The sequence below is a fragment of the Mycetohabitans sp. B3 genome (genome assembly GCF_021498065.1).
Lineage (GTDB): Bacteria > Pseudomonadota > Gammaproteobacteria > Burkholderiales > Burkholderiaceae > Mycetohabitans.
Genome location: NZ_JAHLKN010000026.1, coordinates 404,102 through 424,875 on the forward strand (window position 1 = coordinate 404,102; position 20,774 = coordinate 424,875).

The following is a 20,774-nucleotide window of genomic DNA, read 5'->3' on the forward strand; positions in this document are numbered from 1 at the left end:
TTGCAATACCGATAACCAGATAATACGAGAAATATAGCTATGCACCACACAAACGAAGAAAAATGTATTTTTTTCATCACGAAAAACCATGATCAGGCGACAAGCTCTCATCAGATAGCCAACTGCTTGCCTCTAGCCCAGTGGAATTCAATGCATCACGGCCTGAATGGTAAAAACGACGAAAAAAATGATTTATTGTCGTCGCCCTATCCAATCAAGATCGTGACGGATGCCTTTCACTATCAAGATGCTGATCAAGTTCTTCCAATACAGCCGGAACAGTTATTCTTCATGGACTATACGTCCCCAGAGGATATAGAACAGGCGAGCGTTCTAGACATTGGCGTTGGTTCAGGCGTATTGAGCATTTTTTGCCTACTCAACGGAGCCACATCTTGTGTTGGATTAGATGTCAATCCAAGAGCAAAAATATTGGCCGGACATAACGCCATCATCAACCATATCGATAAGAATTTCGATATTCGTGACGGCAGCATTTCGAATATTTTTGAATCTGTCAAGGATAAGCAATTCGATTTTATTTGTTCCAATCCTCCGTTCGAGCCTACTCCACCCGGAATCGAGTATTACCTTAACTCCGCAGCAGGCGTTTATGGAATGGACTTTGTCGAAAAGATACTGTCCAATATCGACCAGCACTTGTCAAGCGACGGTACGCTTCAAATGGTCACGATGGCTCCGGGAGATGAGAAGAAGCCATTCAAGCTATATGAAGTCCTAGAGAATCATTTACCAGGCCTGGCAGCGGAGATTATTCTGGATCGGCAGCCCATTCTTTATGATGATTTTGTCGGCAGGTTCAACACTATTTTTGGTTACAGCGATGACGTCATTGCTCAGATGAAAAGAACTGCTCGCAACGACGGCGTCACGCACCTTCATATGCTGATATTGAAATATAAAAAGGGGCGCCGTGGCAGTATCACGGAAAAAATTGCCTGTAAAACTTATGAAAATTGGACGACCCCACTTGGGGCGCAAGATCACTGTTATATGTGACAAATACACTAACCGTGACCACGGGTAGGCTATCGAAGGCAGACGCACTCGGAGGTCTGCCATGCAAGATTCGTAGCGGAGCAACGCCGCCTGCGAAAAAGGAAGATATTGATGTTGATGGTTCAATACCTGAAGCGGTATTTCCGGCCCTTACTTGCCACAGCGATCCTTTCGTCTGCCGGCGCAATGCTGACGATCGGCCTGCTCGCCTATATCAATCGATTGGCAACGCAAGGGTTATCGCAACCCAATTGGGTTTGCCTTGTGACGGCGCTGGGATGGTTCGGTGCGCTGTGTCTAGCCAATGGTGCTTCACAAATCGTTCTGGCAAAGCTCAGCAGTGAATTGGTGGGTCAGTTGCGTAAAGACTTATCCAAACAATTTATTGACGTTGATTATTACAAATTGATTAACCATAAATCGACTGTATTTGGCGTCTTGATTGAGGATATCACCCGTATTAGCCCGCTGATCATGCTTGCGCCCCATCTCGCTTATAACGTTATTTTGGTGCTAGTGTGTTCAATCTATTTAATCACACTGTCGTTTCAGCTTTTTCTTGTCTTATTGGTAGGACTGGGTATTCCGCTTGCGATCTCAGCATTCTTGCTGAAATCCACTCGCAAGCCACTTGACGCAATGCGGCGCAGTGAAGAGGCACTGTTTGAACATTTCCACGCGATTGCAGATGGCAAAAAGGAAATGTTGTTAAGTCGAGCACGTGCCAAACATTTTTACGACATGCTATTGCTGCCTGCGATTGGGCAAGCACAAAGGTTGATGAGACGGGTTCATCTGCGCTGGAACCTCAATGAGGCATGGTCGTCCGGTGCGGCTTACGGTACCGTGTTTGTGGTGGTCTACCTGGGCTATGCAGCATTTGCGCTTCCCTCCGATGTGATTGTGCGCTTTGTCATCGGAGCGCTGTTTATCGTAGGGCCTTTGAATTTTTTAATTCATTCTGGCCAGCCTGTCAGCACCGGTTTGAGCAGCTTGCGTCATCTTGAGCGCGTCGGGCTGGATCTGCGCTCACAGCATGCCACAGCTGATGAGGATACGACGTCGCACACTGATACGAAATGGCAGTCCATCCATGCACAAGATCTTTGCTATCGTTACCCTGAAAGCAAGGTAGGTGAAGGCATTGGACCATTCAATTTGAGTATTCGCCGCGGTGAAATGGTATTTATTGTTGGCGATAACGGCAGTGGCAAATCCACATTGATACACTTGCTGTGTGGCCTGCTGCCGCCCAGCTCGGGACGACTTTGCTTGGACGAGCAACCCGTTCCATATGGATCGAGCGCATATAGGGAACGTTTTTCCAGTGTTTTTGGTGATTTCTTCCTGTTCTCCGATGTACTTGACGCAAAAGGTAATGCGCTGCCTGATGCACAAATACGTACGCTGTTGCGTGATTTGGAATTAGACGAACAACTCTCGGTAGATCAAGGAAAGCTTTCAAAGACCAGTCTCTCTACGGGGCAACGAAAACGGTTGGCATTGCTGCAATGCTATGCTGAAGATCGGGAAGTCTGCCTGTTTGACGAATGGGCTGCAGATCAAGATCCTCGTTTTCGACAACATTTTTATTTAACATTGCTGCCACAACTCAAGCAGCAAGGCAAGACGTTGATCGTCATTAGCCATGATGACCGTTTTTTTCATTTGGCGGACCGACTCATTGTGCTTAAAGGCGGACGCGTAGTGTCAGATTCAGCCACCGACACACTGGCAAATGGCGTTGATACACACCTAGCTAGCCTCTCCATTGCCAGCAGTATGGCTGCCGATTCGGCAGCATGACTTGCTTTTCAATCGGCTATTGAATGCCGAAGAAAGCGGCAGGTTCTCTGTTTACCCTTATTCTTCCCTTTGCACGTAGAGCATCGATATGAACGATCAAACGGCTAAACTCGACCCTTTTATCGAGAACGACGCGCATCATCCATCTCTGCTCGACGATCAAGGTAACACTGGGGGGACGCCGGACATTCGCAAGGCGCTCGCATCCAGTGAATCGTTCTGGCAGGAGCGACTAGCTCGCCTGCAGCCTTTGCCACTGCCCTTTGAACAAGGTGAGAGTGCGCTTGAGCCCCAATGGGCAATCAGCGCATGGCGTCCGCCATTGCTGGAAAAAAGCGAACCAAAGCAGTCACTGACGGTGTTGCTGAGCGTGCTGGCGGTCTATCTAGCCCGTTTGACCGAGCAAGCGCAGTATCAGATCGGTTGGCGTGTCAGCGGCGAAAGTAACGGCAAGCCAGAAACGCTTGCCGATCTATCACCTGTTGTGCCGATGGAAATCGCGGTGGACCTAGATCAGCCCTTTGCCTCGATTTGTCATGCCATCGAAGCAGAATACCTGCGGCTTGAGCAGCACCACACATTCTTGCGCGATTTGGTTGTCCGACATCCTACTCTGCGTAGTCTATCCGCGCTGCGCGCCGCATACCCTTGGCAGGTAGCGGTGTCCGTGCTATCCGATGAAGCATCATCACAGCTTGCCGCTGACACGCAGGCCAGTGGCGCCTTACTGACACTTCAGGTCAAAGGCGATGGCGCTTTTCGCTGGATCTATGATACCCATCGCATGGATGCACGCCGAGTTCAATGCATCAGTGAACATTTACAAGCATTATGCGATGCCGCCTCGAACAACGTCGAGACGCCCGTTTGCAAGTTGAATCTGTTGCCACCAGCCGAGCGCGAAACGTTGATTAACACCTGGAACGCAACAGCAGTACCGTATCCGGCACACCAATGTCTTCACCAAGTCTTTGAGGAGCAAGTCAGACGGACCCCCGATGCTATTGCGCTAGTTTATGAAGACCAGGCGCTCTCCTACACTAAGCTGAATGCGCAAGCCAACCGTCTTGCACACCGGCTGATTGAATTGGGCGTTCAGCCGGACACGCGCGTAGCCTTGTGTATGGCACGCTCGCCGGCGATGATCGTGGGGCTGCTTGCGATTTTAAAAGCAGGCGGCGCCTATGTGCCGCTGGATCCGGCGTATCCCTCTGAGCGCCTGACGCATAGCTTGACCGATTCGGCGCCAGAACTTGTGCTGGCCGATACAGCAGGTCAGGCCGCATTGGGTCAAGCGGCGCTCGCATCACGGACCGTACTCGATCCTAATGTATTGCCAGAGCGGGCAACGACCAATCCGCATGTGCCCGAACTTCTTTCTAGTCATCTAGCTTACGTCATCTATACGTCCGGCTCGACCGGCACACCCAAGGGCGTGATGGTTGAGCATCGAAGTGTTGTGAACCTTGTTCAGGCTCAGATCAGCTGTTTCGATATTGGCCCCTTCAGCCGGATCTTGCAGTTTGCTTCGCTCGGTTTCGACGTCAATGCTTCCGAGACATTCATCGCATTGAATAGTGGGGCAAGCTTATATTTGCCGCCCGATACCGCGCGCCATGATCGCACTGAACTGTGGTGTTATTTGGAAAAGCACGCGATCACATACGCGGACATTCCCCCCGCACTGCTGCAAGCAGGCGACGATTTACCCCATTTAAACACCCCTCTGACGCTGATTTTAGGCGGCGAAGCCCCCAGTGCGACGCTACTTCGAAATTTGGTCCGTCAAGGCGCGGTGGTCTTCAATGCATACGGCCCAACCGAAACGACTATCTGCTCCACTGTTTGGCGTGGCTCACAAGATTTCAATGGCGAAGTGGTTCCGATTGGCCGGCCATTAGACAACACGCGAATTTATCTACTGGATGCGCACGGTCAACCGGTGCCGATGGGTGCAGTAGGCGAGTTGTACATTGGCGGAGTGGGCGTGGCGCGCGGCTATTTGAATCGCACAGCGTTGACCGCCGAGCGCTTCGTCACAGACCCGTTTTGCGGCGTTGAAAACGCCCGCATGTACAAAACCGGCGACCTAGCTCGCTATTTGCCTGACGGCAATCTGGTGTTCCTCGGGCGCAATGACCACCAGATCAAGATCCGCGGCTTTCGAATTGAGCCGGGTGAAATCGAGGCGCGCCTGCGTGAGCATCCGCAGGTACGTGATGCCGCCGTGCTGACTTCGGGCGACGGTGGCGCCAAGCGGCTCATTGCTTATGTCGTAGCTGAGTGTGATGAACAACTTGCCAACACATTGCGCGCCCATCTGCTGACCAGCTTACCCGAGTACATGGTGCCCGCTGCATTTGTACGGCTAGATGCGTTCCCGCTGACGCCAAGCGGCAAGCTCGATCGCCGCGCGTTGCCTGCGCCACACGCCAATGCCTTTGCACGTCAAGCGTATGAAGCCCCGCAGGGCGAAGCTGAAACGGCGCTGGCAGCGATTTGGGCTGAATTATTGGGTTTAACGCACATCGGCCGGCATGACAGCTTCTTTGCACTGGGTGGAAATTCGCTGCTCGCCGTGCAAATGATCGACCGTTTGCGCCGCGTGGGCCTGATGCTCTCTGTACGCGCGCTATTTGAAACCCCTACACTCAGCGTATTGGCGCAGTCCCTGGGCCAGCATCGGGAAGTGGTCGTACCACCCAATCGCATTACGCCCGACACCATAACGCTGACGCCGGATCAGCTGCCGCTCATCGAGCTCACTCAGGCTGACATCGACCGGATCGTCACACAAGTGCCGGGAGGCACCGCAAATATCCAAGATATCTATGCATTGTCTCCATTGCAGGATGGCATTCTGTTTCACCATTTGCTTGCGGCTGACCGTGATCCGTATCTGCTGACCGCCCAAATGGCTTTTGCCAATCGGCAAGTGCTGGATCGCTATCTGGAGGCCGTCCAGCAAGTGATCAATCGCCACGATATTCTGCGCACCGCTTTCGCCTGGGAAGGACTGTCCGTCCCTGCGCAGGTGGTTTGGCGTCATGCATCGCTGGTCGTTACCGAAGTTAAGTTGAATCCGGACGATGGGCCCGTCATCGAGCAACTGCTACGGCGCTTCGATCCTAGCCAATATCGGATCGATTTAACTCAAGCGCCCCTACTCCACTTCGCCATCGCTCAGGATCGTGATGGCCGCTGGCTGCTGCTTGAGTTGCTACATCATCTCATCGGTGATCATGCCACACAGGAGATCATGCAAACCGAAGTGCAGGCTTTCCTCGAAGGACGAGGCGACGCGTTGCCACCTGCACGACCTTTTCGCAATCTCGTCGCACAAGCGCGTTTAGGCATCAGCGAAAGTGAGCATGCGCGTTTCTTTACCGAGATGCTTGCCGATGTGGACGAGCCCACGTTGCCGTTCGGGTTGGCCGATGTGCATCGTGACGGCACGCATGTTACCGAATCGCATCGGATGCTGCCGCAGGACTTGAATGATCGGCTGCGCACACAAGCCAAGCAGCTAGGCGTGAGCCTGGCCAGCTTATGCCATCTGGCTTGGGCGCAGGTACTGGCGCGAGTCACGGGTCAGCAGCAAGTGGTATTTGGCACCGTGTTGTTCGGTCGCATGCAAGCAGGCGACGGCGCTGACAGCGCCATGGGATTGTTCATCAATACGCTACCGCTTCGCGTGAACCTGGATAACAGCGTTCAAGACGGTGTGCGTCACACGCATGCCCGTCTGGCCACCCTGCTTGAACATGAACATGCGTCGCTGGGGCTCGCGCAACGTTGTAGTGGCGTACCCGCCGGTACACCGCTGTTCAGCGCGCTGCTGAACTATGTGCACGAAGGGGTGTCGCCCAGTGAGATCCAGACTACGCCCGGCATCGAATTTTTGGGCGCCCAAGAGCGTGACAATTACCCACTCGGACTGTCGGTGGAAGACCGCGGCCACGCGCTGGGGCTGACTGCCCAGGCCGTGCAGCCGCTCGATCCCGATCGGATAGGTGGCTATATGCAGCAGGCGTTGGAAAGCTTGGCGACGGCACTCGAGCACACACCCAATCTGCCCGTCCACCAGCTGAACGTGCTGTCAGCTGACGAGCGCGCACTATTGCTCGAGACGTGGAACGCGACAACCTCGTCTCCGGCACACGATGGCGCTATCAGCGATGCGCAAGCTCAAATGCTGCACCAGTTATTTGAGACACAGGCTGATAAAACGCCACACGCCGTGGCGATTGTTTTCGAGCAACAGCAGTGTAGCTATCACGAACTCAACACCCGTGCGAACCAGTTGGCGCACTATCTACGTACACTGGACGTCGGCCCCGAAGTGGTCGTCGGCGTGTACATTGAGCGCTCTATCGACATGCTGGTCGGCGTATTGGGTATATTGAAGGCGGGCGGGGCCTATTTGCCCCTCGATCCGAATTATCCTGCCGAGCGGATCGCCTATATGCTGGACAATGCGAACGTCCCGGTACTCATCACACAATCGCATCTTGAAGCGCAACTGCCCGACATGCAAGCGCAGCGGGTACGTATAGATACTGACTGGGCGGGCATTGCCGCCCAACCACAACACGCGCCGCAAAGCGGTATCCGCCCCCATCATCTAGCATACGTAGTTTACACGTCCGGCTCCACTGGTCGGCCCAAAGGGGTCATGGTCGATCATCACGCTGTGTCGAGCCGTCTGCATGCCGGACAACAGCTACTGTCATTGCGATCGGACGATCACTGCTTGCAGCAAATCTCGCTGAGCTTTGACGCGTCCATAGAAGAAATATTTATTCCGTTGATGTCTGGCGCCACCCTGGTCATGGCCGATCCGACCATACAGATGGACGCAAGCCGTCTTGCCACTTTAATGGCATGGCAACGTATCAGCGTGATTGACATCGCTCCAGCCATGCTCGAGCAGCTTTGCGCCACTGAAGGCGTGGCCGACTGTCGACATCTGCGGCTGATTCTATGCGGCGCTGAAGCGCTATCGAGCGCCGTGTTGCACGCATGCCAGACAACCTTCCCGAACGCCACGCTTTACAACTTATATGGCCCGACTGAAGGGGTCATTAATGCACTGGCGTGGCGCGCGACGCAGCTAGCCGAGTCCGAGACGCCGCCGCTGGGTGGACCGATCGCCAATACGCGCGTCTATGTACTCGATCATGCATTACAGCCGGTACCCATTAGCGTCACCGGCGAACTCTATATTGGTGGACCGGCATTGGCGCGTGCTTATTTAGGCCGGCCTGATCTGACGGCAGAACGCTTCGTTGCTAACCCCTTTGAACAGGGAACTCGACTTTACCGAACGGGCGACCTCGTGCGTTGGCGCGCGGATGGTCAATTGGAATATCTTGGTCGTGCTGATCATCAAATCAAGCTCAGAGGTTTTCGTATTGAGCTTAGCGAGATCGAATCCGTACTGGCCAGGTATCCGGGTATCGCCCAAGCCACGATCAGCTTGCGCGAAGACCGTCCGGGGAATAAACAGCTCGTCGCCTATTGGGTCACGGCAGCCGGCCACACGGTCACGCCCGCCGAACTGAAATCCCATCTTGGCCAAATACTGCCCAGCTATATGATGCCGGCCGCCTTCGTCGAACTCGATGCGCTGCCGCTGACGGCGAACGGCAAAATCGATCGCCAGGCTTTACCGGCTCCCGACTTCAGCTCGAGCAGCGCTCAGGCGCCACGCACTGCGGCAGAAACGCTGTTGGCTAACCTGTTCGCTGAGGTATTGGACTTAGAGACCGTCGGTATCGACGATAACTTCTTTGACCTGGGCGGGCATTCGCTATTGGCGATGCGTTTGATTAGCCGCATTCGCGCTGCGTTGGACATTGACGTCGCGATTCGCACGTTGTTTGAAGCCCCCACGGTCGCCGACTTGGCGCAGCGCCTCACGCCTAACGCGTTCGCCCGGCCGCCTCTGCGTCCACAGCCACGCCCCGCCACCCTACCGTTGTCCTTCGCGCAGCGCCGCTTATGGTTTACTCACCAGTTCGAAGGGCCCAGCGCCACCTATAACATGCCGTTGCCGTTACGCCTGTTTGGCACGGTGGACACCCACGCTTTGCAGGCCGCGTTGAACGACCTGCTAGCCCGCCATGAGAGCTTGCGCACTGTCTTCAAGGACATCAACGGAGTCGCCACGCAACAGATCATCGCTGTCGAAGCTGCCTCGCTCACCCTGGAGACAATCCAGGTGACAGCAGAAACGCTGTCACAAAGGTTGGCTCAAGCGGCAGTTCACCATTTCGACCTATCCCGCGAAATCCCGCTGCGCGCGTGGCTGTTCCGGCTCGACGCACAAGAGCACGTGCTATTGCTGCTGTTACACCATATCGCTGGCGATGGCTGGTCAATGGCGCCACTGGCCCACGACTTGGGCCGCGCCTATGCAGCCCGGCTCGAAGGTCAGGCGCCAGCCTGGGCGCCGTTGCCTGTGCAATATGCCGACTATACGCTGTGGCAACAGGCGTTATTTGGTAATGAGCATGATCCGCACAGCATGATTGGCCGTCAGTTCGCGTACTGGGAGCGAACCTTGGCCGGTCTGCCCGAACGGTTGGAGCTACCGTTTGACCGGGCGCGACCGCCCGTGGCCAGTTATCACGGCGACTATGTGGCCATGCGAATCGATGCCACGCTGCACGGCAAGCTACAAGCACTTGCTCGTGCCCACGAAGCCAGCCTGTTCATGGTGTTGCAAGCGGCATTGGCGACGTTGCTGACCCGTCTAGGCGCCGGCAACGACATTCCAATCGGCACCGCCATTGCTGGACGTACCGACGAAGCGCTGGACGAGCTGATCGGCTTTTTTGTCAATACCTTGGTTCTGCGCACCAACACATCAGGTAACCCGAGCTTCAATGCACTGCTGAAACGAGTGCGTGAGACTTGTCTGGCTGCTTATGCCCATCAGGATGCACCGTTTGAACAGCTCGTTGAACGGCTTAATCCAACCCGCTCAACTGCACATCACCCCCTCTTCCAAGTTTCATTGGTATTACAAAACACGGCTGTGCAGCCATTTGACCTGCCTGGCCTGCGTTTAATACCCGAACCTATTGATACTTTTACCGCCAAATTTGACTTATTCTTCAGCTTTGATGAAGTATCGAGTACAGATGGCAGTGCGCAGGGGCTGGAAGGATTGATCGAATATGCGACTGACCTGTTCGATCGTGACACGGTAGACAGATTGGCCCGCCGCTTCATCCGCTTGTTGGAAGCCATCGCCGACGCGCCTGCGCAACCGATCGGTCACATCGATCTTCTGGAGACGGCTGAACGGCAGCAATTGCTCAACGGTTGGAACGATACGGCGCAGCCGATCTGCGAAGCAACGCTGCCTGCACTATTCGAGGCGCAGGTGGCCAAAGCGCCTGATGCCATCGCACTAATCTTCGAAGATCAACACGTCAGCTATGCTGAATTGAATGCCCAAGCCAATCGCCTTGCGCATTATTTGATTGCCGAGGGCATTGGCCCGGAGGATATCGTCGCCCTAGCGCTACCGCGCTCGCCGCAGATGATCAGCGCATTGCTGGGTATTTTGAAAGCGGGCGCGGCCTATCTGCCGCTCGACCCGGACTATCCGTGCGAACGACTGGCTTTCATGCTAGAGGATGCGCAGCCCAAGCGCATCCTCACCAATGCATCGAGCGCAAAGCGCTTACCCCACGAGTACACCGCGGTTCTTCATTTGGATGATCCGGCTGTCTACGCCGCGCTAACGCAGCTATCCGAATTTAATCCGAGCGACATCCATCGTTGCCGGCCACTCGCTCCTCGGCATCCCGCCTATGTCATCTACACTTCCGGCTCGACCGGAAAACCGAAGGGCGTTGTGGTCACGCATGCCGGCAGCCATAATTTAACGGCTGCCCAAATCAAGCGCTTTTCGCTGAACCCGAACAGCCGTGTCCTGCAGTTTGCCTCATTGAGCTTTGATGCCGCTTTCTGGGAACTGTGCATGTCGCTGCTGTCAGGCGCAACGTTGGTCCTCGGGCGCTCAGAGCAGTTGTTGCCGGGAGACGCGCTGGCAAAGCTTGCATCAGAACAAGCGATTACCCACGCCACATTGCCGCCCAGCGCGTTGGCAGCCCTGCCCGCCGACAGCCTGTCCAGCTGCTCGCATTTGATCGTTGCCGGCGAATCCTGCCCTCCGCACCTCGTCGAACAGTGGTCGCAGTCGCAGCGCATGACAAATGCGTACGGGCCCACCGAGGCAACAGTATGTGTGGCGATGCGGCGGTTTTTACCTGACGAGGCGGCTACCGAAGTAGCCTCATCAATTGGCCGGCCGATTGACAACACCCAGTTGTACGTCTTAGACGAGCATCTACAGCCGGTGCCAGTCGGCGTGTCGGGCGAGCTTTATATTGGTGGCATCGGGCTCGCACGCGGTTATCTCAAGCGCCCTGCTTTGACGGCGGAACGCTTCGTTGCCGCGCCGTTTGGCCCAGCAGGCGCGCGCTTGTACCGCACCGGCGATCTAGCTCGCTGGCGAGCGGACGGGACACTCGATTTCCTCGGCCGTGCCGATCATCAAGTCAAGTTGCGCGGCTTCCGGATCGAGCCAGGCGAAATCGAGGCCGTGCTGTGTCGCCACCCGGCCGTCGCCCAGGCAGCGGTGATTGCCCGCGAAGACCGCCCAGGCCACACACAGCTGGTTGGCTATGTCACGCTCGATAAAACGACTGCTGAGCGTAATGCGGCCACTGAAGAGCGCCAGGTCGGCGAATGGCAAACGATCTACGATACCCACTACGGCAGCCACCAATCCAGTGCCTTTGGCGAGAATTTCGTCGGCTGGGACAGCAGTTATGATGGGCGCCCGATCCCACTGCCAGACATGCAGGCATGGCGTGCAGCTACAGTCGCACGGATTCAGGCACTCCAACCCCGACGACTATTGGAAATCGGTGTAGGCAGCGGCCTGCTGCTCGCCCATCTGGCACCGCATTGTGAAGCCTATTGGGGCACAGACTTCTCGATGCCCACCATCGAGGCACTCCAGGCGCAACTGACGCACTATCCAGAATTGGCCTCGCGCGTGGAATTACGCACGCAGGCGGCCCATGTTACCGAAGGACTGCCGTCAGGCTATTTCGACACCATCGTGATCAACTCGGTGGCACAGTACTTTCCCAATGTCAGCTATTTACAAGATGTACTGCGCCAAGCGATGGCACTGCTTGCACCCGGTGGTGTGCTTTTTGTCGGCGACGTGCGCAACTTCAGCCTACTGAATTGCTTTGTCAGCGCCGTGCAGCTGCATCAAGCCAATCCTGCCGTTGATGACGTATCCACCGTACGCCGACGTATCGAGCAAGCATTACTCGCGGAAAAAGAACTGCTACTCGCGCCGGCGTTCTTCAGTACGCTACCGCGTACGATTGACACCATCGCCGCGGTCGATATTCAACTCAAGCGGGGTCCATATGAAAATGAGCTAAGCCGCTACCGCTACGATGTGGTGCTGCATAAACAGTCAACAGCGCCTATTCAAACGCTTTCGCTAGCTCAAGTGCCACAGTGGTACTGGGGTCAGCAGCTCGCTGATCTCGACACGTTGAAAGCTCATCTGAACACGCAACGTCCCACACACCTGCGTATCGTAGGCGTGCCCAACGCACGCCTGGAACGGGAAATCGAGGCCATGCAAGCGCTCGAGCGCGGCTGCGATATTGCGACCGTCCAGCATCGACTCAAAGCAGGTAGCACGCAGGCAGAAGGGTTAACGCCCGACGACTTCCATGCACTGGGCCAGGCGTGCGGCTATTGGGTTGCCACGACTTGGTCAGGCGACGCGCAAGCGTGCATGGATATCTTGCTCGTTCAGGCTAGCGAAGCGGCTAACGCCACGTTCACTGACCTGTACTTACCCTCGCCCGCGCTGGCTAATCAGGCGCCTGGCGCCCATGCGAATAACCCCGCTAAGCTTGATCAGCTTGCGGACATTCGTCGCTACGCGGCCTCTGCGCTGCCGGCCTACATGGTGCCGGCCGCCATGGTGCTGCTAGAGAACTTGCCCCTCACGCCCAACGGCAAACTCGACCGCAAAGCGCTACCGGCGCCGGATTTTGTCTCTGAACACTACCGAGCTGCGCGCTCGCCACAAGAACAGACGCTGGCCGAGCTATTTGCAGAAGTGCTCGGCCTGCCGCGTGTCGGCATTGACGACCGATTCTTCGACTTGGGCGGGCATTCACTGCTGGCGACCCGCCTGATCAGCCGCATCCGAGCCACGTTAGGCGTTGAGGTCCCTATTCGCACGTTGTTCGAGGCCGCAAGCGTGGCGGAACTGGCTCCCCGCATCACAGCAATGCAACAAAACAATGAACTGTCCATCCCCGCGCTGACAGTTCAGCCCAGGCCCGACGCACTACCGTTGTCTTTCGCGCAAGAACGTCTGTGGTTCTTAGACCAGTTAGGGCAAGGCGACGCTTATCAGATACCGATGGCTACCCGATTGACGGGGCAGCTAGACGTATCAGCATTAAACGCCGCGCTCAGCGAAATCGTTCGGCGCCATGAGGCTTTGCGTACCCGATTCGAGGCGCGCGATGGCACCGGCGTACAAGTGATCGATCCGCCATGGACGGTCACGCTCAAACCGCGTGAGCTTGGTGAATGCGAGCTTGTCAATTATCTGCAAGCCAGCGCTGAACAACCGTTCAATTTGGCTACGGGCCCGCTGGTGCGCTTTGAATTACTACGGCTTGCTTCCAATGTTCATGTGCTGAGTATTGTGTTGCACCACATCATCTCTGATGGCTGGTCAATCGGCGTACTCACGCGCGAACTGAACGAACTGTACAGCGCGTTTGTTCAGGGTCAGCCCTCGCCCCTGCCCGAGCTACCAGTCCAATATGCCGATTATGCGCTTTGGCAGCGCGCATGGCTCAAGGACGAAGCGCTAGAACGGGAGCTAAATTACTGGCGCAAGCAATTGGCGGGAGCGCCTGCTGCGTTGGAGTTGCCAACCGACCGACCGCGGCCCGCCGTGCCAAGCGGCCGTGGGCATGGCCTCGCGGTGCACGTGCCGGCGGCGCTTGCCGCGCAACTCAAAGCGCTAGCGCAACGTGAAGGCGCAACGTTATACATGACGTTGCTCACGGCGTTCCAAATTGTACTCAGCCGCTGGAGCGGGCAAGATGATATCGTGGTTGGCTCTCCGATTGCGGGGCGCACGCAGGCACAAACGGAAGGACTGTTAGGCTTCTTCCTCAATACCTTGGCGCTGCGTACCGACTTGTCGGGTAATCCCCGCTTCAACGAATTGTTGGCGCAGGTGCGGGAGACCGCGTTAGAGGCCTATGCGTATCAGGCGGTGCCATTTGAGAAGCTGGTAGAAGTGTTACAGCGCGTTCGGGACCTGTCGCGTGCACCGATTGTGCAAGTCATGGTCAATGGACTCAACCTGTCGACATCGAACCTGGCTTTGCCAGGGCTCATCGCCGAACCGGTCCAATTCGATACGTTTGGCACGAAGTTTGATCTCACGCTGTACTTTGGTGAGACATCGGACGGCATCGACGGCTGGCTACAATATGCGACGGACTTGTTCGATGCTGACACGATCGAGCGACTCGGCCAGCATTGGGTCAATGTGCTTGAGGCAGTGGCCGCCAATCCAGCACAGCGCCTCTCTGAGCTGCCGCTACTCAGCGCCGCAGAGCAACATCAATTGCTCACGACGTGGAACGACACCGCAGCCGATTATCCGGACACACAAACCCTGCATCAGCTTTTCGAGACGCAAGCGCAGCGTGCGCCGCACGCGGTAGCTGCCGTGTGCGAAGCGCAACAGATGACCTATGCTGAGCTGAACACGCGCGCTAACCAGCTTGCCCATCACCTTCGCGCTTTGGGCGTCGGCCCTGAAGTCATCGTAGGGCTATGCGTCGAGCGCTCAATCGAGATGCTGGTCGGCATATTAGGCATTTTGAAGGCCGGTGGCGCTTACGCGCCGCTGGACCCTAGCTATCCGCCCGAGCGCCTCGCTTATATGCTGGAAGAAGCCAGCGCCCCTGTACTGGTCACGCAAGCTCACCTCGAAGCGCAATTGCCCACCACCGACGCCCGGCGTGTACGCTTGGATGCCGACTGGCACGACATCGCAGCCCAGCCGCACCATACGCCGCACAGCGGAGTGACGCCGGCGCATCTCGCTTACGTCATCTATACGTCGGGTTCGACCGGGCGGCCCAAAGGGGTCATGATCCGACATCGTGGCGTCGCCAATTATCTGGCCTTCCTGACTCGTCATTATCAGCTCACCGCAGCGGACGTCGTGCTGAATGTGTCAGGCTTGGCCTTCGACCCGTCGGTGCGTGACCTGTTCGGTCCGCTGACCTCGGGGGGGCGAGCCGTATTGGTGCCTACCGCGCAGGCCAAGGAGCCGCACAAGTATCTGTCCGTGATCCACGAGCAGGGCGTCACCAAAATCCTCAGCATCACGCCCAGCTTCCTGCGTAGCCTGTGCGAGGCGGCTCAAGACCGCCCCTTGCCCCAACTGGCACTGCAGGCAATCTTGACCTGCGGCGAGCCGCTGGAAGCGGCCTTGTGCGATCGGCTTCGCCAAGTGTTCGGCGCGCAAGTTGCCGTGATCAACCAGTACGGCCCGACCGAGTGCACGCTCAGCTCAACCTGGTTCGCGGCCGTGCCTCAGCCAAGCGGCATCGTGCCGATCGGCCGCGCAATCTCGAACGCACGCGTCTACGTACTGGATCGACATCTGCAACTGGTTCCACCGGGCGTGGTCGGCGAGTTGTACATCGCCAGTGTCGGGTTGGCGCGCGGCTATTTCAAGCGGCCTGCGTTGAGCGCTGAACGCTTTATCGCAAACCCGTTCGGACACGGCGAGCGGCTATATCGAACCGGCGACTTGGCCAAATGGCGAGCCGATGGCCAACTTCAGTATCTGGGCCGCACCGACCATCAAGTCAAGATCCGAGGCATTCGCGTCGAACTCGGCGAGATTGAAACGCAACTACTGGCCTATCCGTCCATCCATCAAGCTGTAGTCGTAGCGCGGGAGGACGAGCCAGGCGAAAAACGATTGGTAGCCTATTTCGTCAGCGATGACACTATCGACACCACTGCGCTGCGCGATCAGCTCAAAGGCAGCTTGCCAGACTATATGGTGCCATCGGCGTTCGTCAGGCTCGACACCATGCCGCTGACGCCGAATAACAAAGTGGACCGTCAAGCACTGCCAGCGCCCGAATTCACGGCTGCAGCGACGTCCCGCTTACCGCGTACACCTGAGGAACAGGTTCTGTGCGAACTCTTTGCTGAAGTGCTAGGCGTCGCACGTGTCGGTATCGATGACAACTTTTTCGAGCTAGGAGGTCATTCACTACTCGCTGCTCGGTTGGTCAACCGTATCCGCACAACACTCGGCCTGGAATTCTCTATTCGTCACCTGTTTGAGACGCCTACAGTGGCAGGCTTGAGTCATCAACCCGATGGTCCGACCGACCCCAATTCATTGTTTCAAGTTGTGCTACCGCTTAGATCCCAAGGTGATCGTCCCCCGCTATTTTGTATTCATCCGGCGGGAGAGTTGGGTTGGTGCTATGCCGGGCTGATGCGATATGTCGATCGACAGTATCCTATTTATGGTCTGCAGTCACGCTGCCTGTCTACTCTGGGGCCTCTTCCGGAAAGCATCGAAGAAATGGCCTTAGACTATGTCGAACAGATCCGCAGCATTCAACCAACGGGTCCCTATCAACTGGTAGGCTGGTCCTTGGGCGGTCTCATTGCTTTTGAGATGGCTTGCATTTTACAAAAGCAGGATAAGGAAGTTGCTTTCCTGGCGTTGCTGGATAGCTATGTCAGGACAAGACAATATCAAATTCGCCGTGCCACTAGACAAGACATGATCGCTCACTTACTTGAAGAAGCAGGATACGATTCAGCGCATTTAGGTGAAAAACCGTTGAGCTTTGCTGAGTGTCAGGAAATTTTCCACAAAGGGGGAAGCTTATATGCGGTACTAGACGAGCCGCAGTTTGAGACTATTCTCAAGTTTTTTGAGAAAACCCCTCAAATCATTGAAAAATATGCTCCTCGCTCAACATTTGAAGGCGATTTGCTGCATTTCAAAGCAGCATTGGAAGAGCCGGGGTATCGGCCAGAACCGGAAACATGGCACGCTTATATAAAAGGACATATTGAGATGCACTCGATCGAGTGTGAGCATGGCACCATGATGCAACCGGAACCGTTAGCTCAAATTGGTCCCATCATTGCGCAGAAGCTAAGAACGGTAAGCTAAACGTTTACCCGTACGCGTGCGAGGTAGTACCGGAGCGAAACGCTACAGCTTTCCAAGCTTAGGCTCCGGTACGCCGAGCACGAGTGCTCTTTGCAAAGGATTTGGGGACGTCAGATTCAAGACTGTCATCAAGCGTCACAGCGTCGACATTTAAGGATGGGTAGATGAGGACGGATGCTTCGTTTGGAAAAAATCGCCTTGGCATTTTAGGAGGTATGGGCAGCGAGGCCACCGCATACTTCTTGCGGCTACTGGCTCAACGTGCGGGCGCGCGGGTCGATCAGGACCATGTCCCCTTTCTACTGCTTTCCTGCCCAGAGATTCCGGACCGCTCCACTGCAATCGAGAACGGTGACACGATTGTTCCGACAATGATCCATGCGCGGCTTGCGCAATTAGCGCAAGCTGGATGCGGCGCCGTCACCATTGCGTGCAACACCGCTCACTACTGGCGCGATGAATTCGCAGCGGCTTTGCGGATTCCGTTCATTGATATGATCTCCGCGACCGCGCGGCAGACTGCGCTCTCAGGAGCAGGGAGCGCAATCGTGCTAGGTACACGCTCCACTACCCGTTATCGATTGTACGATCACGCATTGACTGATGCCGGCGTGCGTCTCATCGAACCTGAAGATGAAATCATCGAGCTAACGAGTACCGCCATCTCGCTCAGCAAAGCAGGCGATCTTCCTGGTGCGTCGGCTCAACTGGCCCGTTCACTTGCGGCATGCGAGGCGTTGCACGCCGACGCTGTGATTTTGGGCTGCACCGAGTTGCCAATGGTGGTGCCTGAGGGGATCCGTGGCATCCATTTGATCGATTCGGTATCCTGTCTAGCTGAAGCTTGCGTACAGTGGTGGCGGGCTAAATCGATGCCTGATCAGGGTATGGAGGTACGCCTTAGGCCACTAGTCAAGGTGGGTTGATCTGACGTGTCATCGAGCAGCCGCCAACAAGCTCACCGCCAATAGGCATATTGATCTGCCAACTTGCCATTATCAATTCACCTTAGCGTTACCAGTCCAAATTTGGCTCCTTGGACAGCCTCATGCCGGCTGTTTTGGCCGATTTTGCGCGAAAGGTTGCGGTATATTGGTAATATGTTAGCGTCGAAATAATACTGGTTCTTGCCTACTTTATGTGAAGTTTGCGCAGCGAATTAGCACCGATTCAACACACGAGTGCGAAGTAGCTGGAAGCCGTGTCTGGCGGCTGAACTGTTGAGGTTGCGGCCGTCGCTATCGTGCGGTTACTTGCGAAGCCAGCATGAAAAAAGACGGGGAAAACAAATTGTTGCGGGAAGAACGGCGCAAAGGAGCGCGCCAGAAGCTGGCTGCAGCGCACACAAGCATGAGCGAACGCACGGCCCACCCACGGGAGCGCAAGGGAACCGTCCCCTTGCGCCACCCGATAAGGCCCATACTGGCAGTAGCCGATCTCAGCCCAATTCACACACTGACTCGGCCGGCAAGTCCAAGGCGGCAGTGTTGATCATGCCGCTTGTAGCGCATTCAGCTTCTGGCGCAAAATGCGACCGATCTGTGCAGTAGGCGCGGGCAACTCCATGTCGTAATGTTGGCAGGTGATGTCGTGAACCTCAATATTACCCCTTACATATGGCTGCCATGCCTTCGGTGAGATGGGTTGAGTCCATGCATCTCGTGCCATTGTCGCCCTGAAAAACAACATATCGCCACTGTAAACACGTGGCAAAAAACGTTGAACAAGCTGCACATTATTTTGAAGCACTGCACGGGTTTTCTCCCACAAATAATGGCCGGTTTCCGACAGACTGCCTGCAGCGTGGCGTACAAACAGATGATAAAAATCGTCTTCGGTGATCTTTGACTTGTTATCCCGTTGCACATAATGCGGCGTCGCATCGAGCACCGCTAGCAACGCAACCCGCTCACCCTGTTGTTCAAGCTGCGTTGCCATGCTATGGACCACTTTTCCGCCAAATGACCAACCTAGCAGATAGTAAGGCCCGCGTGGTTGAATACGGCGGATCTGCTGAATATAGTCTACCGCCATCGCTTCGATCGTGACGGCGGGCAACGAGCCACCGTCGAGTCCACGAGCTTGTAGACCATAGACCGGTTGATCTGCCTCTAAATGGCTCACCAGGCCTCGATAGTGCCAACTTAGCCCAGTCACAGGATGGACACAGAAAAGCGCAGGTCGAGCGCCATGAGGTTGAATCGGCAGTAGCACAGCAAAGGACTCGTCCTGCACGTTGTCTTGTGACGATACACGTTGCGCTAGCGCGGCAAGGATCGGTGCTTCAAACAGGATGGGCATCGGAATGGAGATACCCAAAGCGGTGCGGCTCCGACTGATCATCTGCGCCGCGAGCAGCGAATGGCCACCGAGCGCAAAGAAGTTATCGTGTCGGCTGATCCTCTCCACACCCAGCAGCTCGGACCAGATCTCGGCCAACGTGGTCTCGAACTCACCCTGCGGTGCCTCATACGCTTGATGCGCGAACGCCTTGGCGCTGGGCGCCGGCAGCGCACGCCGGTCCAGCTTGCCGTTCGGCGTCAAGGGGAATGCGTCAAGCTGCACGAACGCACTGGGCACCATGTAATCAGGCAACGCTGCCGCCACATGTGTGCGCAAGATACCCGCTAACGCGTCATCGGGATCGGCCACCACATACGCGACGAGCCGTTTATCTTGGCCTTCGCCCATGGCTAGCACCACCGCCTCGCGCACCTGCGCATGCTGGTTCAGGCACGCCTCGATCTCGCCCAATTCAATCCGAAAGCCGCGAATCTTGACTTGATGATCGTTGCGGCCCAGAAACTCTAAGTTCCCATCGGGCAAGTAGCGCGCCAAATCCCCCGTCTTGTACATCCGCGCATCGGCCTCGCCCACGAATGGGTCGTGCACGAAGCGTTCAGCGGTCAGCTCCGGGCGATTCAGGTAGCCGCGCGCCACCCCCACACCACCGATATACAGCTCACCCACCGCGCCCAGCGGTACCGGCTGACCGTAGCTATCGAGCAGGTAAATCCGGGTGTTTGCGATCGGACGACCGATGCAACACCCGTGATCACTATCATCTACTACTTCATATATCGTAACGATAACCGTCGTTTCAGTCGGACCATAAGTATTCAATAAGCGCGCCCGATGGCCTCCAGCTAACCATGCACGTTGTGTCGATGCGCTTAATGTGTCTCCGCCAATGAGAATCGCACGTACGCTGCTTGCAACAGCAGCTTTTTCCTGAATTAATTGTGCCCAGAACTGAGTGGGTAAATCTACCAAGCTTATGCGGTTTGCTTCGCAAAGATCCCAAAATTGCTTGGCGTCTGCCAGCCAAGCATCCGTTCTCAAAACTAACGTTGCGCCATAGCATAAAGTGCAAAAAATTTCTTCGACTGAGGCGTCAAAAGAGAACGAAGAAAATTGCAAAAGGCGATCTCGCGAACTCAGTCCAAGTCGCTGCGCCATTACTATTCCATGGTTGACTACACTACTGTGCTGAACCAAAACGCCTTTTGGTATGCCGGTGGAACCGGATGTATAGATCACGTACGCTAGATGTCGGGACGTCAGTGACGGCACCGACGGATTCGTCTCCCGCTGCGCCAGCAGCGTGTTCGGGTCCAGCACCGTAAGATGGGCC

At 55.9% G+C, this 20,774-nt stretch carries 5 protein-coding genes; 4 read left to right on the forward strand and 1 reads right to left on the reverse strand.

Annotation, left to right across the window (positions count from 1 at the left end):
• Window positions 1–39: 39 nt before the first annotated feature.
• The 4 genes from KQH55_RS08415 to KQH55_RS08430 all read left to right on the forward strand — a co-directional run bounded on the left by KQH55_RS08415 (window position 40) and on the right by KQH55_RS08430 (window position 18,066).
• Complete coding sequence (locus KQH55_RS08415) at window positions 40–1,020, forward strand: methyltransferase (protein WP_235090587.1); 981 nt, start codon at window positions 40–42, stop codon at window positions 1,018–1,020.
• A gap of 111 nt (window positions 1,021–1,131) precedes the next feature.
• The gene (locus KQH55_RS08420; protein ID WP_076786550.1) at window positions 1,132–2,826 is read left to right on the forward strand and encodes a cyclic peptide export ABC transporter; all 1,695 of its coding nucleotides are present in this window, start codon (window positions 1,132–1,134) and stop codon (window positions 2,824–2,826) included.
• An 88-nt stretch (window positions 2,827–2,914) separates the two neighbouring features.
• Window positions 2,915–17,140 carry a non-ribosomal peptide synthetase gene (locus KQH55_RS08425; protein WP_235090588.1) on the forward strand — a complete coding sequence of 4,742 codons (14,226 nt, stop codon included), beginning with the start codon at window positions 2,915–2,917 and terminating at the stop codon, window positions 17,138–17,140.
• A gap of 164 nt (window positions 17,141–17,304) precedes the next feature.
• Window positions 17,305–18,066, forward strand: coding sequence for an aspartate/glutamate racemase family protein (locus tag KQH55_RS08430; protein WP_235090589.1), 762 nt, complete (start codon window positions 17,305–17,307; stop codon window positions 18,064–18,066).
• A 565-nt stretch (window positions 18,067–18,631) separates the two neighbouring features.
• On the opposite strand, the gene KQH55_RS08435 is transcribed toward KQH55_RS08430, so the two are convergent.
• A partial coding sequence (locus tag KQH55_RS08435) for an amino acid adenylation domain-containing protein (RefSeq protein ID WP_373566375.1) occupies window positions 18,632–20,774 on the reverse strand: 2,143 nt, incomplete at its 5' end.